Genomic DNA, 15,523 nt, shown 5'->3' with positions numbered 1-15,523 from the left:
CCCTCACTATTCGAATAATAGGTTAAAGAAAGAATACACTATGCCGAATTTGGGGATTTTAATTTGTTGGATTCTTTCAGCCGTCGGCGTGCTGTTTTTTTGCTTCATACCTATAAATCTTGCAACGCAGCTTTCTCTTGGTATTAGTGTTCTGGTCCTCGTTGCAGTTCTGAAGCATTTCAGGATTGGCGGACCATGGCGGCTTGTTGTTGTCGGTCTTTGTAGTGCTGTAGTGTTGCGATATGTTTATTGGAGAACCACGCAAACCATTCCTCCTGTAAGTCAGTTACAGAATTTTATACCGGGGATTTTGCTTTATATGGCGGAACTCTACAGCGTGATGATGCTGGCCCTTTCCGTCTTTGTCGTTTCACTTCCCCGTACATCGCCTGATAGTATCGATCTGGCTGAAGAAGACATGCCGTCGGTTGATGTGTTCATCCCTTCTTATAACGAAGATGCAAACCTTCTTGCCAACACAATCGCCGCAGCCGTTAATATGGATTACCCAGCGGACAAGCTCGCAATCTGGCTGCTGGATGATGGTGGCACAGATCAAAAATGTGGGTCATCAGATTTGTTAGAGAGCCGTCGCGCAACAGAACGTCGCGCAACGTTAAAAGCGCTATGCGCGGACTTCGGTATTAATTATTTGACACGCGCACGAAACGAACATGCAAAAGCGGGTAACCTGAATAATGGCCTTGCGCATTCAAAAGGCGAACTCATAGCCGTTTTTGATGCGGATCATGCACCAGCTCGGAATTTTTTGACGCAAACCGTGGGTTACTTTGTACAAAACCGTAAATTGTTTCTCGTGCAGACCCCTCATTTCTTCATCAATCCTGATCCTGTTGAACGAAATCTTCGTACTTTTAATCAGATGCCAAGTGAAAATGAGATGTTTTATGGCATGATTCAACGTGGCCTCGATAAGTGGAATGCGGCGTTTTTCTGTGGCTCCGCTGCGTTGTTAAGCCGTGAAGCACTTTCCACAACAGATGGATTTAGCGGTGTTAGTATTACCGAGGATTGTGAGACTGCCGTTAACTTGCATGCTCAAGGCTGGGAAAGTGTCTATATTGATCGCCCGCTGATCGCTGGCCTGCAACCAGCAACCTTCGCGAGCTTTATCGGGCAGAGAAGCCGTTGGGCTCAAGGAATGATGCAAATTCTTCGATACCGCTTCCCGCCATTTCTGCCTGGATTAGCATTACCTCAGCGGCTTTGTTATATGTCATCGACGCTATTCTGGCTCTTCCCATTTGCTCGAATGACATTTCTTGTTGCCCCACTGTTTTATCTGTTTTTTGATCTCCAGATTTTTGTTGCCTCAGGAGGCGAGTTTCTTGCCTACACGTTGATCTATCTATTTATCAATTTGTTGCTTCAAAACTATCTTTATGGAAATTATCGCTGGCCGTGGATCTCCGAGCTTTATGAATATGTGCAGTCCGTACATTTGTTTCCGGCGATCATATCGGTTCTGCTTAATCCTAAAAAGCCTACATTTAATGTGACGGCCAAAGATGAATCCATAACAGTCAGCCGACTGTCTGAAATATCACGACCATTTTTTATAATATTCATCGTTTTGGTGATCGCGTTGCTTTACGCGGCATATCGCGTATATACAGAACCCTACAAAGCCGATGTTTTGATTGTTGTGGGCGGATGGACGCTGCTTAATCTGATCATGGCCGGATGTGCATTGGGCGTTGTTTCAGAGCGGGGTGAGTGGTCATCTACCGTGCGCGTAAAGGTGACACGACGAAGTTCCGTCCTGATCAATGGAGAATGGAATACAGCCACGATTGATGATGTTTCTGTAAACGGAATGCATTTGACTGTTTATGCGACAGACGCAAAAGCGCTCAGCGTTGGACAACGCACGTCGGCCCGCTTCCAGACGCTTGCAACTATGAACAGCGACGAACTCCCAATTGAAGTCAGAAATGTGAAACTGGAGGGAGACCTTTTGTCTGTGGGTTGCCTTTTTAAACCCACTACCGCTGATCATCACAGATTGGTAGCCGACCTGATTTTTGCAAATTCGGAGCGCTGGAAAGAAATACAACAAGAACGGAGAACCAATCCGGGTGTGTTGCGTGCGACACTATGGTTTCTCAGCCTTTCAATTTATCAAACGGGCAGAGGACTTGCTTATTTCCTAGGGCTGAACCAGTACTCTAAAAGCAGCAGAGCGAAAGCACAGGCAAAAAAGGTAGGTAAGGCATGACAGTCTTTCTACTCCAAAAAAAGCCGGTTATTAGCAAATTTAGATTGGGCGCGGTGATTGTCAGTGGGGCGGTCGTATCACTTGCTTCAACCTGTTCGTATGGACAAGCGCCTTTCAGTATGACGCCGGAAGGCGCACAGGAAAGCATTCCTGTCATCCAGCAACCAACAGTAGCGCCTCCTTCAGCAGTTCCGTCGGCAGCCAATTTGCGTAAATGGCAACGATACCTCATACCAACGAACCAATTATCCTTAAGGGGTGAGCAGTTCGCACGTAGTTGGAACATATCCCTCTCCGAGGCGGAAGCCAGTTCGGCAGCGACATTAAGCATTGGCTATCAAAATGCGATCCTGGTTGCACCAGAGAACTCATTCTTCACTGTCACGCTGAACAATACAGAAGTATTGAAGCAGGCCATTCGATCATCTGATCAAGTTGCCGATGTAACTATTGCCGTTCCGGCCAAATTACTCAGAGCCGGCAATAATACGATAACCTTAAGCGCTCATCAGAGGCATCGGACGGATTGTTCTGTTCAGTCAACATACGAGCTTTGGACCAATATCGATTCCACCCGGACATTTTTGACGTTCGACTTGAGTGCTGAGTCTGACAATATTTCTGGCAGCTTGCGTGACATTAATGATCATATTTCAACCATAGGCGTTAACGCGAAAGGTGAAACACACTTCAACATTATCGCTCCGGGTTCAAATAATAGCGAAAATGGCAATAGCCTCATGCGGCTCTCACAAGCCTTAGCTATATTGGGGGGTATGCCCAATCAGAGCTTTTCCGTGGAAAAGTTTCTTTTTTCAGACGTTCAAGATGCAAGTCTTCATCGTTCTGGAGAACTAACAGTTTTGTTGGGAACCTATGACGAGCTCAAAACTGCGGCGCAAACCCTGGGTATTCAGTTTGATACCAAAGTCCCGGAAAGTGTTGAGTTTTTAACTGATCCTTCCGGGCGCAGAGTTTTATTAATTGCGGGTGGCAACTGGCAACGGGTAAAGCAGAGCATAGATCGGATTGCCGAGTTAACAGATCGTCCGGCTGATGAGTTAAGAACTGAATTGAACACGCAAAACTGGCATTTGCCTGAAGCGCCAATGGTCAGAGATAAGACAACTCTGACATTTTCAGAGCTTGGGATACCTACTCAACAATTTGATGGTCGCAGGTTTAGTAACGAATTTATTTTTGCTATTCCTGCGGATTTCTATGCAAACTCTTACGGCAATGCGACCATTCACATGGACGCAGCATATTCATCGGAAGTGTTGCCAGGCAGCCGGATTGATATTTACGTCAATGATAATATTGCGACGACGATACCGATTACGACCACTGGCGGTGGCGTCATGCGGCAATTGCCAATCAATATCTCGATGCGCAATTTCCGCCCTGGCGTAAATACAGTCGTCGTAGAAGCTGCTCTCTTAACCAATCAGGATAAAGTGTGCGCGCCTGGTGTGACAACATCACAGAGTTCACCACGCTTTGCACTTTTTGATTCATCGACATTTAGCGTCCCGACATTCGCCCGGATCGGTCAAACCCCAAATCTCGCTGCAATGGCTGGAATGGCTTATCCTTATAGTTACTCACGTGAGACGCTTCCGTTAGTCGCAAACTTTAACGATTTTAACGTCATGGCGGCGTCCGCCACAATTTTGGGCAATCTTGCCAGCGCAGCAGGTAGGCCATTCGATATTACCACAAGCATCACGGATGATCGACTTTTATCAAACAACGCGCTTTTTGTTGGTAATATCAATAGCTTTCCTGACACAGTATTATCAAGCGTTGGGCTTAATCCTGAGGCAAAAAGCTCGTGGAGCGATGACGATTCAGAGGTTCTATTACCCGACAGTAAGAACTTGACTCTCAATGATTGGCAGCGATTGCATCAATCTAGTTGGGTGAGTAATCTGCAAAATATTTATTCCAGTCTGCGCACAACGTTTAATATTTCGAATGAACTGCGTTTGTTTCCGGGAGAAACAACGCAATATACGCCGTCGAGAGAAATTTCGGGCGTTATGGCACAAGGTCCAAGCCCGTCTTCAAATGGAGCATGGACCGTATTTACGGCACCTGATAGCGCCATGCTAAGAACAACTGCACAAACGCTTACGCAACAGGAAAATTGGACCGAAAGTCAGGGCAGAATTACGGTCTATAACAGGGTGAATACTGCCGTTGAAACCATGCCGGTTCAGAATTTTTCTTTCATTCCCACGCAGCCTTTTTCAATATCGAACTGGCGCCTCATCGCCACCAACTGGCTATCAAGCAACGCATTATCCTATGTTCTGTTAATGATAGCGATTTTTGTGGCACTCGGTCTGACAACATCTGCTTTGGTTTCACGTTCGGGGAGACGTGATGATGAGTAATGGCAGCCGGTTTTCGATGATTGTTAGTCAATGGAAGTACATTACTGCTACGGTGGCCGTAATATTGTTATTCGGTATTCCTGTTTGGAATTCTCACGCCCAAGATGTTACCAAAGCCCCTATGACCATCAACGCAAACGAGTGGAAACTTTACACTGAAAAGTTCCTAAGCCCTGAAGGTCGTATCATTGATGATGCGAATGGCAACATAAGCCACAGCGAAGGACAGGGTTATGGCTTGCTTCTGGCTGTTCTGGCTGGGCGACAGGATGATTTTGAACTCATCTGGACATTCACTAAAACAGAGCTGTTGATACGAAATGACGGTCTGTCCGCTTGGAAATGGGATCCTGGTGTCCGTCCGCATATTGTTGATACGAACAACGCATCGGACGGAGATATCTTGATAGCCTATGCGCTCACCTTGGCTGGCAGAAAATGGCCAAATACTGAATATCTTACTTATGCGCACACCATCGCCAATACATTGTTGGCGAAGCAAATCGTTGTTTACAATGGTGAAACGATACTTCTGCCCGCCATTCGGGGATTTTCACAGGATGACAGGAAAGATGGACCGATCATCAATCTTTCTTATTGGGTGTTTGAAGCGTTTCCGGTGCTAAACGAAGTTGCGCCTTCGCCGAAATGGAATGCTCTAGTATTGAGTGGCCTTAAACTGCTGTCGCTAAGCCGTTTCGGCTCTGTTAAACTCCCTTCTGACTGGATTAGTCTTGGGGAGAAGCCGATGCCTGCAAATGGATTTCCGCCAGAATTTAGTTACAATAATGTTCGGATACCACTTTATCTCGCACGTGCCGGCAATGGAGCTGACCAGCTTACGGTCGATTTAAACGCAGCGATGACTCAAAAAAATGGTGATGTCCGTTTGGTCAATGTTCAAACAGGTGCGACCGTAACCTCGTTAAGTGAACCGGGCTATAGGATTTTGAACGAACTGGTTTCATGTGCAAAATCCGGACAAAAAATATCGGCAGCACTTAAAGAATTTCAGCCCACACATTACTATCCGTCAACTCTACACCTTCTTTCACTCGCTTATATCAAAGAAGTTTACCCGCGATGCCTATGAAAAATATTCTTATCAGTGTTTTGCTAGGGTCGGTTGCCGTCGGCAGTTATTATTTATTTTTTAAAAACAATGATCCTATGTCTGATTTGCAGTTAGGCATTGCCAATCAAGCAACTTCACCTTCTCCAGTTTCAATTCGTGCAAGCCAAACAGCTACTCAAGTTGACACTACTTCCGATGTCGATGAAAGCGCGCTGCGTTATTTTGCAACGCGAGGTGATAAAGTTCGCATGCAAGCCGAGATCACCCGATTGAAGTCCTTGCATCCAGACTGGGTTCCGCCAGAGGATCCTACAGCACCAGCGAAAGTCTCTGACAACAAACTTGATGAACTTTGGTTGTTGTATTCCAAAGGCGAATACAGCGCGCTGCGCAAAGCGATTGCTTCGCGAAAGAGTAGTGAACCTGATTGGGTTGTGCCAGATGATCTTTTAAAGGCTCTCGACCAAAGTGAGAATAGAGAACGTCTTATCAATGCATCGAACAATGCTCAGTATGAGATGGTCATCAATCTTGCGGCGGGTTCGCCAGAAATGCTTACTTGCAATGAGGTGGACGTCCTTTGGAGATTATCCGAAGCCTTTGCCAAGGTTGACAAAGGTAATCGAGCGCTCGACGGTTATCTCTACATTATAAATAATTGCTCTGATCCCAATGTTCGTACTGGTACGATACAAAAGGCACTGACAAATCTCTCTTATGATGAAATGCAAAAGCTTTTGGAGGTTGAAAGGCGCTCACCAGATGGACAGCGTGAATTTGCCGGGCTCGAGAAAGATATAGCGCGTCATTTCGTTGGTTTGGCTGCTCTCGATAAAGATCTGGTAATAGATCCTTCCAATATTTCAGCACTCGAAAACATCCCGGACAGTGAAACTCTGGGCTCTGATGCAGAGATGCTCGGTTGGTATTATATGCGCCGTGATGAGCCGACAAAGGCTGAAAAATGGTTTGATTTGGCCAATAAGAAGCAAGCGACGGTTACATCTGCCCAAGGAATGGCGCTTGTCTTAAATGCGCGCAAAGATTATTCGGCGGCAGAGGATTTGATGTATCCGTGGCATGATAAGTCGCCCGATGCAACGCTGGTTTATTTTGATTCAGCGGCGAACTTGCTCTCAAGTGATCCACCCAATCGAATGCCTGAGACTATTAGTCCACAAGTATTGACGCGTATTGCAAATGCTACGGTTGCGGAAAAAAATATTACGACAGCAGAACAACTTGGTTGGTATGCGCGGGCAATGCAACAAGATTTGACCGCAGTTCAATGGTTCCAGACTGCTCTTTCGTGGGATCCGTCAAATGAACCCGCTGCCTATGGATTGGCTTTAGGTCTGCTGTCGATAGATGACGAAAATCAGTTGCGGCAAGTAAAACAAAACTGGGACTCCAAGTCCGCCCGCATTCGGGAGGTTGGTGATAGCAGACAGAATAGCAGCCGTTCTTCTCGGGGGCAGAGCTCAAGGCCAAGTAACGCGACCGCTCCTCGAACTGTCAGGAGTAATTCATACAACCCGGCGGATCGTGCAGCGCAGCCGAGATCAGCGGGATCAGGAAATGCGCGATCCTGTACTCACGCTCTGGAAGGGCCGATGCCCACTGGCGGGAATGCAGTTTCTCATGGCTGGTGTCTGATGGAACTCAATCGTCCACTCGATGCTGTAAGAAGCTTTGAATCTGCGCTGATGACTGGATCTGCTTCCCAACGTTCGGACGCGGCCTATGGCCAGGCGCTGGCTTATTTGCGTGCAGGTCTGGTTGATAAAGCCGCCGTATCAGCCACTAAGGCACCGTTAAGCCCTCAACGTCAGAAGGAACTGCGCGTTTCAATATTATCAGATAAAGCCGTTGCTGCTTATCAAGCTGGCAACTTTCGTGATGTCCTTTTTATACTCGAGCAACGCGCTCAATTGGCAGCGCCTCGAAAGGATCTGATGGGTCTTCAAGCCGCGGCCTATTTGAAACTTCGTCGTTATGATGATGCGAGGGTAATTTATGAGGCATTGGCTGCCACCGGTGATCGCGAGGGAATAAGAGGAATGGCTGCAATCAGAGATATTCAGGGAAGATAATTTGTCGAATCTTCTTCTTTCGACAAATTATAACTTTGTTAATAAGTGTAAACGAATTGCTAATATTGCAGTAATTGGTTAGCTATTAACCATGTTGAGCACTATTCGAATAGGCGGGTGATTCATAGTCCGCTCAACTTGAGGTTGAAGTTGTTTTTTTGGATTGTGTTTGATGGCGGCGGAAAAACGAAAGCGATTAAATTCGGCATGTGCTAAGAGCTTAATCCTTAGCTTTTTCTGTTTTAATTCAATTGCACTCCATACTAATGCCGCTTCCTCCGCAGAGCCATTTCAGCTGCTGGAAACCGACAATATTCCTCTTTCTCCCGTCGATGAACCAGGGATTAAGGGGTTTCAAATGCTCTCGAGCGATGTTCAAAACGGCCGTGATCTCGTATTCAAAAATGGGGAAACAGCAGGTCAGCTCGAAATTACAAATAATGTTGCTGATAGGACGACATTTCTCGACCAAAGTTCTGGCGGCGAGGCGACTATTATCAATAATTCTGGAGGCGAAACGTGGTTTTCGGACCAGTCCACGGCTTCAAACGCATTTATTACTGTGAACACGGATGCAAAATTATCGTTTGACCAACAGAGTTCCGCGGCAGATTCTCGAATAACCAATAATGAGGCGGGGCTGGTTACGTTTTCCGATGAGACCTCAGCCGGTGATTCTGTAATAACGAACAATGGAACAGTTAATTTTAATGGCAGTTCGTCTGCAGACAATTCTCTGATTACCAATAACTCTTCTGGTGATATGGCGTTTCGCGATAACGCTGATGCGGGGCGTCGCAACATAACAAATAATGGCCAGATTGATTTTTATGACCAGAGCTCTGCTGGTCAGGGTCTTATTGTCAATAACGAGTCTGGCAATATAAATTTCTATGGGTCGTCTACAACGAATTCATCCGATCTCAACAATAGTGGCTCACTTGTTCTCAGCGATCATTCGTCAGCAAGCCAATCCTCTATTGTGAACAATGAGACGGGGACTATTCGCTTAGATGGCAGTGCAACAGCCGGCAGCGCGAATATAAACAATAGTGGCACAATCGCATTTAGCGATGAAAGCAGCGCTGGTAGTGTACGTCTGTTTAATAACGAGAAATCTTCCATAAGTTTCGATAACAAATCAAACGCTGGAAGCAGTTTTATTATTAATGCTGGCGACCTTGCGTTTTCGGGCACATCATCAGCGGGGAGTTCCTCGATCCTTATAAGTGGAGGCGGAACAGCGCGCTTTATTGGCCAGTCCACAGGCGGAACCTCAGACATTCACATTGATCAAAATGGGGCTTTGGATGTTTCCCAGCTTGATAATCAGCAACTATCTATCGACTCTCTCGTCAGTGCAGGTAATGTCAATTTAGGGAGAACTACGCTAACAGCAGATCAAAAGATCGCACTCAATGATACGTCGCATATTAGTCTCGTTCTCGGTTATGGACGATTGATCGCTGAAGACTTGGAACTCCAAGGTGGCACTCTCGACTTAAAACGTGCCGATGATTTGCTTTATGAAATTAACAAGACATACGGCATCTTTTACGCTCCGACATATAGCGGGTCCGCGTTCAGCGAGGTGTTAAGCCACGATTTTGTGTTTGTCACGCCGTTGGTGGATTCAAATACGGTTATTCTTACGCGTAACGATATTCGTTTTGATAGCGTTTCAAATACACCCAATCAAACCGCGGTGGCAGGCGCGATCGAATATCTTAACCCAGACAATTTGGTATATCGCTCAATTATCAGCGGTTCTGAAACCGATGCGAGTCGGAGTTTTGACTTTCTTTCAGGCGAAGTGCATTCAAGCATTATAACAGCTTTATCTGACAGCAGTTTGTATTTTCGCGATGAAGTATTTAACCGCGCTTTGCATGGCTTTAGAGGAACTGAAACGCGTTCAGAACAGCTTCAGTTTTGGCTGTCTGCCAGAGGCGTGAATGCCAAAACGAACGGTTCAGAAGCAATTGCAGGCGCCAAATCAAATGGCTACGGTATCAACGCTGGTATTGCCTATGATTTTACAGATCATTTATCCGCCGGTATCGTAGGTGATTATCAAGATACTTCGCTAAAGATTTCCGACCGCGCAAGTGCCGCAGATATTAACACATGGGGGGCGGGTTTATTCTTGCAGTGGCAGCAGAACGGCTTCAATGTCGGCGTTGGTGCAGCATATCAATATCATTCAATCCAAACGCAACGATTGTTAAACCTGAATGCATTGACGGGTACATTGAGTGCTGATTATAACGCATATACCACTCAGTATTTTACCAAAGCTGGTTATACATTCGACGCGGGGATTATGGATGTCCAGCCGTATCTGGCTTTGAGTTATTCATCGACGGAAATTGATGGTTTTCGGGAAAGTGGCCTTTTGGATGCAGCCCTTTCCGGATCATCATTGTCTATAAACAATACTACGGGAACGCTGGGCATCCAGACCAACGCCTCTTATTCTATCAATCAGAGATATAGTCTAAATGCACGGCTAAATGCTGCCTGGAATAAGGAGTGGGGTGATCGCAATACCCGCCGCGAACTTTCATTTGCGCCGGAATATCCTTTCTATGTTTTTGGAACTTCTTCCAACGATGAATATTTGCTTATGAGATTGCAGATTGGTCTGGTTAATTTAGAGCGGTTCTCAATGAATCTTACATATACGGGAGTTTTCGGAAACGAAACAGACTCAACAACATACGCCACAAATGCTGTATTGAAATTCTAGTGTATGCCTGTTGAAGGCACTGTTACCTAACCTACGTGTAAACATTAGTGGCGATAACTGGCTATGATCGAACCTCGTTCTTCGCTTTACCATCGGCATCGTTATCCCGCTGAGATTATTGCAGAGGCGGTATGGTTGTATCTCCGCTTTCCATTGATGGGGAAGACGGTACCGCTCTAACCCGGTTCGTCGTATGATGAATAGCCAACTCAAACAGGAGCCATTGATATGATTGCCAGCACAATCGGCCTTGATCTGCCAAGCATAACTTTCACGTCCATACGGTGGATGCCGCGGGTTTAGTGATTAAAACCGCTGCGCTCCGGCGAAGTGGACTTGCCCTTATTTAGAGGAGAGATTTTGTCACTAATTGACGGTTTATCATCTCGAACTGGATCGGTGATTTATACCCGAGTGCAGAATGTCTGCGCACAGGATTTGAGACGCCGTCAATGTATTCGCCAATGGCGTTGATCGCGTCATTTCTGGTCTGGAATACAGTGCGCAGATCATTTCTGACTTGATCGTCTTTAAGACGGTTTCCACCATTGCATTATCGTAACAATTTCCTTTTCCGCTCATGGATGAAAGTATCTCGTGAGCTTTGAGGATTTTGCGATACTCATAACTGGCATATTGGCTCCCCTTGTCCGAGTGCTGGATCAACCCCGGCTTTGGTTGCCGGATTGCAATGGCTTTCTTCAAAGCACTGATCGCCAGATCCTTCTTCATCCGATCGCGCGCTTCCCAGCCGATGATGCGACGCGAATAAAGATCGACAACGATTGCCAGATATAGCCAGCCTTCAGCAGTCCATATGTAACTGATGTCGACACCCCATTTCTGATTGGGTTCGTCGCAAGTGAAGTCCTGATCCAGAAGATTGGGAGCGACAGGCTCACCATGATTGCTGTCGGTCGTGCGTTTGAAGCGCGTTTTCTGCCAGGCTTTAAGGCCGTTTTCACGCATCAGTCGCGCCGTGCGGTGACGTCCTACCCGAATACCTTCTTCGCTCAGTTCGACATGCATACGAGGGCTGCCATAGATTTCACGTGATAGCGCAAACTGATTGCGAATATGGGCCAGGATAATCATGTCATCAAGCTGACGGCGACTGGGGCGCCGATGCTTCCATGCATAATAACCGCTGATGCTGACGCCTGCGAAAGCGCACAGCCGTGACAGAGACATGTGGGCCTTCTCCGTATCGATGAAAGCAAACTTCATCGACTTGTCTCCCGAGCGAAGAAGGCCGTCGCTTTCCTAAGAAACACTCTCTGCATCGGGGATTGGATCAAGCTGATATCCCAAAGCTCGAGCACGGCGTTGTAGGCTTGCCAGAACCCGGCCGCGATGTTGCTCATCATATGCCTCTGCACCAGGATCACGATAAGCCATACCGAAGCGAAGAGCGTTGAAGAAGAGCACAGCGATCTTGCGTGCAGTCGCTGTCACTGCTTTCTGCTTGCCGATACGCCCTGCCAAACGTCGGTAAAACGCACCCAGCACTGTGTCGCTTCGGCCAATCGTGGTAGCTGCCAACCGCAAGAGTGCGGCCGCCCGACTCGATGATCGGCGCGTTCTGGACAAAAGAAGTCTCCCGCCAGATATCTTGTTGCCAAGAGCCAGGCAAAGCCACGATGTAAAGTGTTTGGCGGTTGGCCATGCCCGCAAATCTGTGCCGCACTCACCAATCAACTTCAGAGCAAGTAATGCACCGAAGCCATGAATTTGCGTCAAGTCCGTTCCTACAAGGCCATATAATGCGGCCCGGACATCAAACGATGGCGTATTCGGCTGCTTCGTCCTTATTCTGATCTTAGGCAACGGCCATTGTGGCTTTTCGACATTATGCGTCATTGTGGCGATCGCCTGCTCGAGCTTGTGATCGCATTCGAGCATCTTTTGCTGATAAAAGTCGGACAGGTCCAACGATTGGGAAAGCGCAAAGATGTGTTCATCCCGATCATTCCCAACCAGGGATGCGCGTATCGTTTCGACCGAGGAGTGACAACGGATATCGCGCAAGGATGCCAGCACATCCGGGTCTCGTTCGCCGGCAACGATTGCCCGGATGATCCTCATGCCTGTGACGCCGGTGATGTCTGACACGACATGGTGAAGCTGAAGATTCACCTCCATCAACGCCTTTTGCATATGCTGGATATGAGCGGCCGCGTATTCGACCAGTCGTTCTCGTTGCCGCAAATATGCACGCAGAGTGGCAATTTGCGCATTCGGCCGAAAGCTTCCTCGAAGCAGACCATAGGAGTGCAGTTGGCGCAGCCATGCCGCATCGCTGACATCGGTCTTTCGACCAGGAACATTCTTTGCATAACGCGCATTGACGAGAATTACCTCAAACCCATACTGCTCCAAAATCTCGTAAGCCGGTATCCAATAGACGCCTGTCGATTCCATGGCGACACTGGTGACCCCGCAGGATTTGAACCAGTGAGCAAGATTGTTCAGATCATGGGTAAAAGTCCCGAAAGCGCGGATTGGCATATCATCAGCGTCAGGATTGACGGCTGCCATATGCATAGTTTCGCCAATATCGATGGCGGCGGCTCTCGGGTTCATGCGCCTTAGATTCTGCGTGTTAGATGGTATAGTCTTGGACATGACCTCTCCTCCTCTGAATCAAGGAGGGGCTGGGCCGTGCAAATTATTCAATTTCCTAACCGGGATCACCGCCGAAACGGCGTCACCACTCTCAAGTCCGCAACAGCCCATGTGCCACGTTTTTTAACGGGGTCAAATGCCTCCAATAAGCTAACGGCAACTCCCCTCCGATTAACAAGATAGCACAGTCTGTTTCCTCCGCGCACAGGCGGACCAAGGCCCGTGATTGTTTTTTAACAAATCTCGTTCCTGGCGCAGGAGTTCGTTTTCTTTGCGAAGGCGAGCAAGTTTCTGGCTGATATCCTCATGCGGACCAGAAAGCAGATCCTTCTCAGCAAAATTGCGACGCCAGCGGTCAAGCGTTGACTTGCCAATGCCTAGGTCGGCCGCGACCGATGAAATGCTGCGACCACTCGTCGTTAAAATACGAACAGCTTCGCGCTTGAAATCTTCTGTAAATTCTCGCTGCTTCAATTCTAGGTCTCCTGTCAGTTTTATCTAACAGAAGCCCTCCTCTTTTGAAGGGGAAGTCCAAAACGAGTTCTGAGTCTAACAGATACCCTTAATTCCCCGTTATTCCTTGGACGAATAACAAATGTAAAAACATTCATTTGTTTAATTTTACGTTCTGTAGATAAATCCAGCAAAACGAATGTGACAGTTGCATGTTCGCAAAATGAGGGAACGTAAAAATGAAAACAAGTTTGATTCTCTTGGCTGGCGTGATTGGTTTGGTCGCAACTCCCGTTCTAGCCAAAGACCTGACGATCGGTCTTAGTGGGACGGTGACGTCGATTGATCCACACTTCTACAATGCCTCGCCTAACAACTCGATTGCGATGCAGATTTTTGATCGCTTAACTGAGCGAACAGCTGACGGCCAGCTGGTCGAGGGCCTGGCGACGAAATGGGAATCTGTTTCTGAAATGAAATGGCGCTTTACGTTGCGAGAAGGCGTAAAGTGGCATGACGGCAAGCCTTTCACCTCTGACGACGTGGTTTTCACGCTCGGTCGCGCCGGAAGTGTGCCAAATAGCCCCGGCGGGTTTGGCGGTTTCATGCGTAATATCGCAAGTGTCGAGGCCGACGGCGACAACGCCGTTATCATCAATACCAAGACGCCAGCGCCGACTCTTCCAGGCGATCTCGCCAATATCGCAATTGTGTCGCGCCATGTGGGTGAGGGCGCCGACACCGCCGACTATAATTCAGGCAAGGCTGCAATTGGCACAGGCGCGTTTCGCTTGAAGACGTTCAAGCAGGGCATTGAGGTTGGTCTGGAGCGTAATCCAGATTGGTGGGGCAAGAAAGTCGCCTGGGATCATGCCACGTATCGCATGATTTCCAGCGCGAGCGCACGCACGACCGCTGCTCTGGCTGGTGATGTCGATGTCATCGACGCGCCCGCTGCGACGGATATCGCACGTTTCAAGACAACGGCCAATCTTTCTTTCGTCAGCACTCCAGGTCTACGGGTTATCTATCTCGCACCATCGACATCGGGTGATGCCTGGAAGGCTTTTGTGAAGGGGCCTAACGGAGAAGTGCTGGACAAGAATCCTTTGGCAGATCCTCGCGTAAGGAATGCTCTTTCCAAAGCGATCAATCGCCAAGGCATCGTTGACAAGATCATGGAAGGTACTGCAACGGCGTCCGGTCAGTGGCTGCCCAAGGGTGCATTTTCTTATACGCCTGACATTCAGCCTCCCAAACCAGATGCTGCGGGCGCAAAGAAGCTACTGGCCGATGCGGGATATCCGGATGGTTTTCAGCTGACGGTTCACGTGCCGAATGATCGCTATCCCAATGCACCTGCGGTCGTTCAGGCTATCGCTCAGATGTGGACGAGAATTGGTGTAAAGACGAGTGTGGAGGCTCTTCCGTGGACCACCTTCTCGTCACGCAAGTCTGAATTCGCGATGAAACTTCTCGGCCTTGGCAACGCGACGTATGACGCGAGCTCCATGCTTGTCAATGTGTTGGGCACAGTCGATCCCAAGCGTGGCCTGGGTGCTGCCAATGATAGCGGCTACTCCAACCCAGCACTTGATGAGCTGGTCTCCAAGGCGATGACAATCTACGACGAAAAGGCGCGTGAAGGCGCTCTTATTGAAGCAGTCAAGGTTGCAATCACGGATGGCGGCATTATCCCGCTCTACCAGCAGAGCAATGCCTGGGTGCTTCGCAAGGGGCTCGACTACGCTCCACGTATCGATGAGCGAACACTTGCAAAAGACATTTCGGAATAAGGCGTGAAACAAAAGGCTGGTGCCGCTGCGCCAGCCCTACCTCTCCGTGAACGGAGGGCAGCCGCCTGTCGAAATGTCGGCGATCATGCACATA

General features: G+C 48.0%; 7 protein-coding genes and 3 pseudogenes. 7 read left to right on the top strand and 3 right to left on the bottom strand.

Features of this window, described 5'->3' with window-relative positions:
- Positions 1-40: 40 nt before the first annotated feature.
- From bcsA to U2P60_RS19355, 6 genes and pseudogenes are all read left to right on the top strand, one after another.
- Positions 41-2,239 carry a UDP-forming cellulose synthase catalytic subunit gene (gene bcsA / locus U2P60_RS19380; protein WP_413573985.1) on the top strand — a complete coding sequence of 733 codons (2,199 nt, stop codon included), beginning with the start codon at positions 41-43 and terminating at the stop codon, positions 2,237-2,239.
- Entirely contained in the window at positions 2,236-4,638 is a 2,403-nt protein-coding gene (locus U2P60_RS19375) for a cellulose biosynthesis cyclic di-GMP-binding regulatory protein BcsB (RefSeq protein ID WP_413573984.1), read from the top strand. Before bcsA ends, U2P60_RS19375 begins: the two co-directional genes overlap by 4 nt.
- Positions 4,628-5,731, top strand: coding sequence for a glycosyl hydrolase family 8 (locus tag U2P60_RS19370; protein ID WP_313830246.1), 1,104 nt, complete (start codon positions 4,628-4,630; stop codon positions 5,729-5,731). Before U2P60_RS19375 ends, U2P60_RS19370 begins: the two co-directional genes overlap by 11 nt.
- Positions 5,728-7,806: a tetratricopeptide repeat protein gene (locus U2P60_RS19365; RefSeq protein WP_413573982.1), complete on the top strand. Its 2,079-nt coding sequence runs from the start codon at positions 5,728-5,730 to the stop codon at positions 7,804-7,806. The genes U2P60_RS19370 and U2P60_RS19365 overlap by 4 nt, the downstream gene beginning before the upstream one ends.
- Positions 7,807-7,978: 172 nt before the next feature.
- On the top strand, positions 7,979-10,555 hold the full coding sequence (locus U2P60_RS19360; RefSeq protein WP_413573981.1) for an autotransporter domain-containing protein: 2,577 nt from the start codon (positions 7,979-7,981) through the stop codon (positions 10,553-10,555).
- Between the two features lie 63 nt (positions 10,556-10,618).
- A pseudogene (locus tag U2P60_RS19355) lies at positions 10,619-10,711 on the top strand (IS6 family transposase); the annotation flags it as partial.
- A 190-nt stretch (positions 10,712-10,901) separates the two neighbouring features.
- Here U2P60_RS19355 and U2P60_RS19350 read toward each other — a convergent pair.
- The 3 genes and pseudogenes from U2P60_RS19350 to U2P60_RS19340 all read right to left on the bottom strand — a co-directional run.
- Positions 10,902-11,814 (bottom strand): annotated as a pseudogene (locus U2P60_RS19350) (IS3 family transposase); the annotation flags it as partial.
- 4 nt (positions 11,815-11,818) lie between these two features.
- Positions 11,819-13,180 carry an IS110 family transposase gene (locus tag U2P60_RS19345; protein WP_413573980.1) on the bottom strand — a complete coding sequence of 454 codons (1,362 nt, stop codon included), beginning with the start codon at positions 13,178-13,180 and terminating at the stop codon, positions 11,819-11,821.
- A gap of 231 nt (positions 13,181-13,411) precedes the next feature.
- A pseudogene (locus tag U2P60_RS19340) lies at positions 13,412-13,672 on the bottom strand (transposase); the annotation flags it as partial.
- Between the two features lie 200 nt (positions 13,673-13,872).
- On the opposite strand from U2P60_RS19340, the gene U2P60_RS19335 reads away from it, so the two are divergent.
- Positions 13,873-15,429, top strand: a complete 1,557-nt coding sequence (locus U2P60_RS19335; protein WP_413573979.1) for an ABC transporter substrate-binding protein — start codon at positions 13,873-13,875, stop codon at positions 15,427-15,429.
- The last annotated feature ends 94 nt before the right edge of the window (positions 15,430-15,523 follow it).

The organism is Brucella sp. H1_1004 (assembly GCF_047308065.1).
GTDB classification, from domain to species: Bacteria; Pseudomonadota; Alphaproteobacteria; order Rhizobiales; family Rhizobiaceae; genus Brucella; species Brucella pseudogrignonensis_B.
Note: the sequence above shows the minus strand (reverse complement) of the source record. Positions and strands in the feature narration are given on the sequence as shown.

What these genes read in the sequence shown, in the direction of transcription:
- bcsA (WP_413573985.1), top strand. Translation starts at nt 41, where the DNA reads ATGCCGAATTTGGGGATTTTAATTTGTTGGATTCTTTCAGCCGTCGGC.
- U2P60_RS19375 (WP_413573984.1), top strand. Translation starts at nt 2,236, where the DNA reads ATGACAGTCTTTCTACTCCAAAAAAAGCCGGTTATTAGCAAATTTAGA.
- U2P60_RS19370 (WP_313830246.1), top strand. Translation starts at nt 4,628, where the DNA reads ATGATGAGTAATGGCAGCCGGTTTTCGATGATTGTTAGTCAATGGAAG.
- U2P60_RS19365 (WP_413573982.1), top strand. Translation starts at nt 5,728, where the DNA reads ATGAAAAATATTCTTATCAGTGTTTTGCTAGGGTCGGTTGCCGTCGGC.
- U2P60_RS19360 (WP_413573981.1), top strand. Translation starts at nt 7,979, where the DNA reads ATGGCGGCGGAAAAACGAAAGCGATTAAATTCGGCATGTGCTAAGAGC.
- U2P60_RS19345 (WP_413573980.1), bottom strand. Translation starts at nt 13,180, where the DNA reads ATGTCCAAGACTATACCATCTAACACGCAGAATCTAAGGCGCATGAAC.
- U2P60_RS19335 (WP_413573979.1), top strand. Translation starts at nt 13,873, where the DNA reads ATGAAAACAAGTTTGATTCTCTTGGCTGGCGTGATTGGTTTGGTCGCA.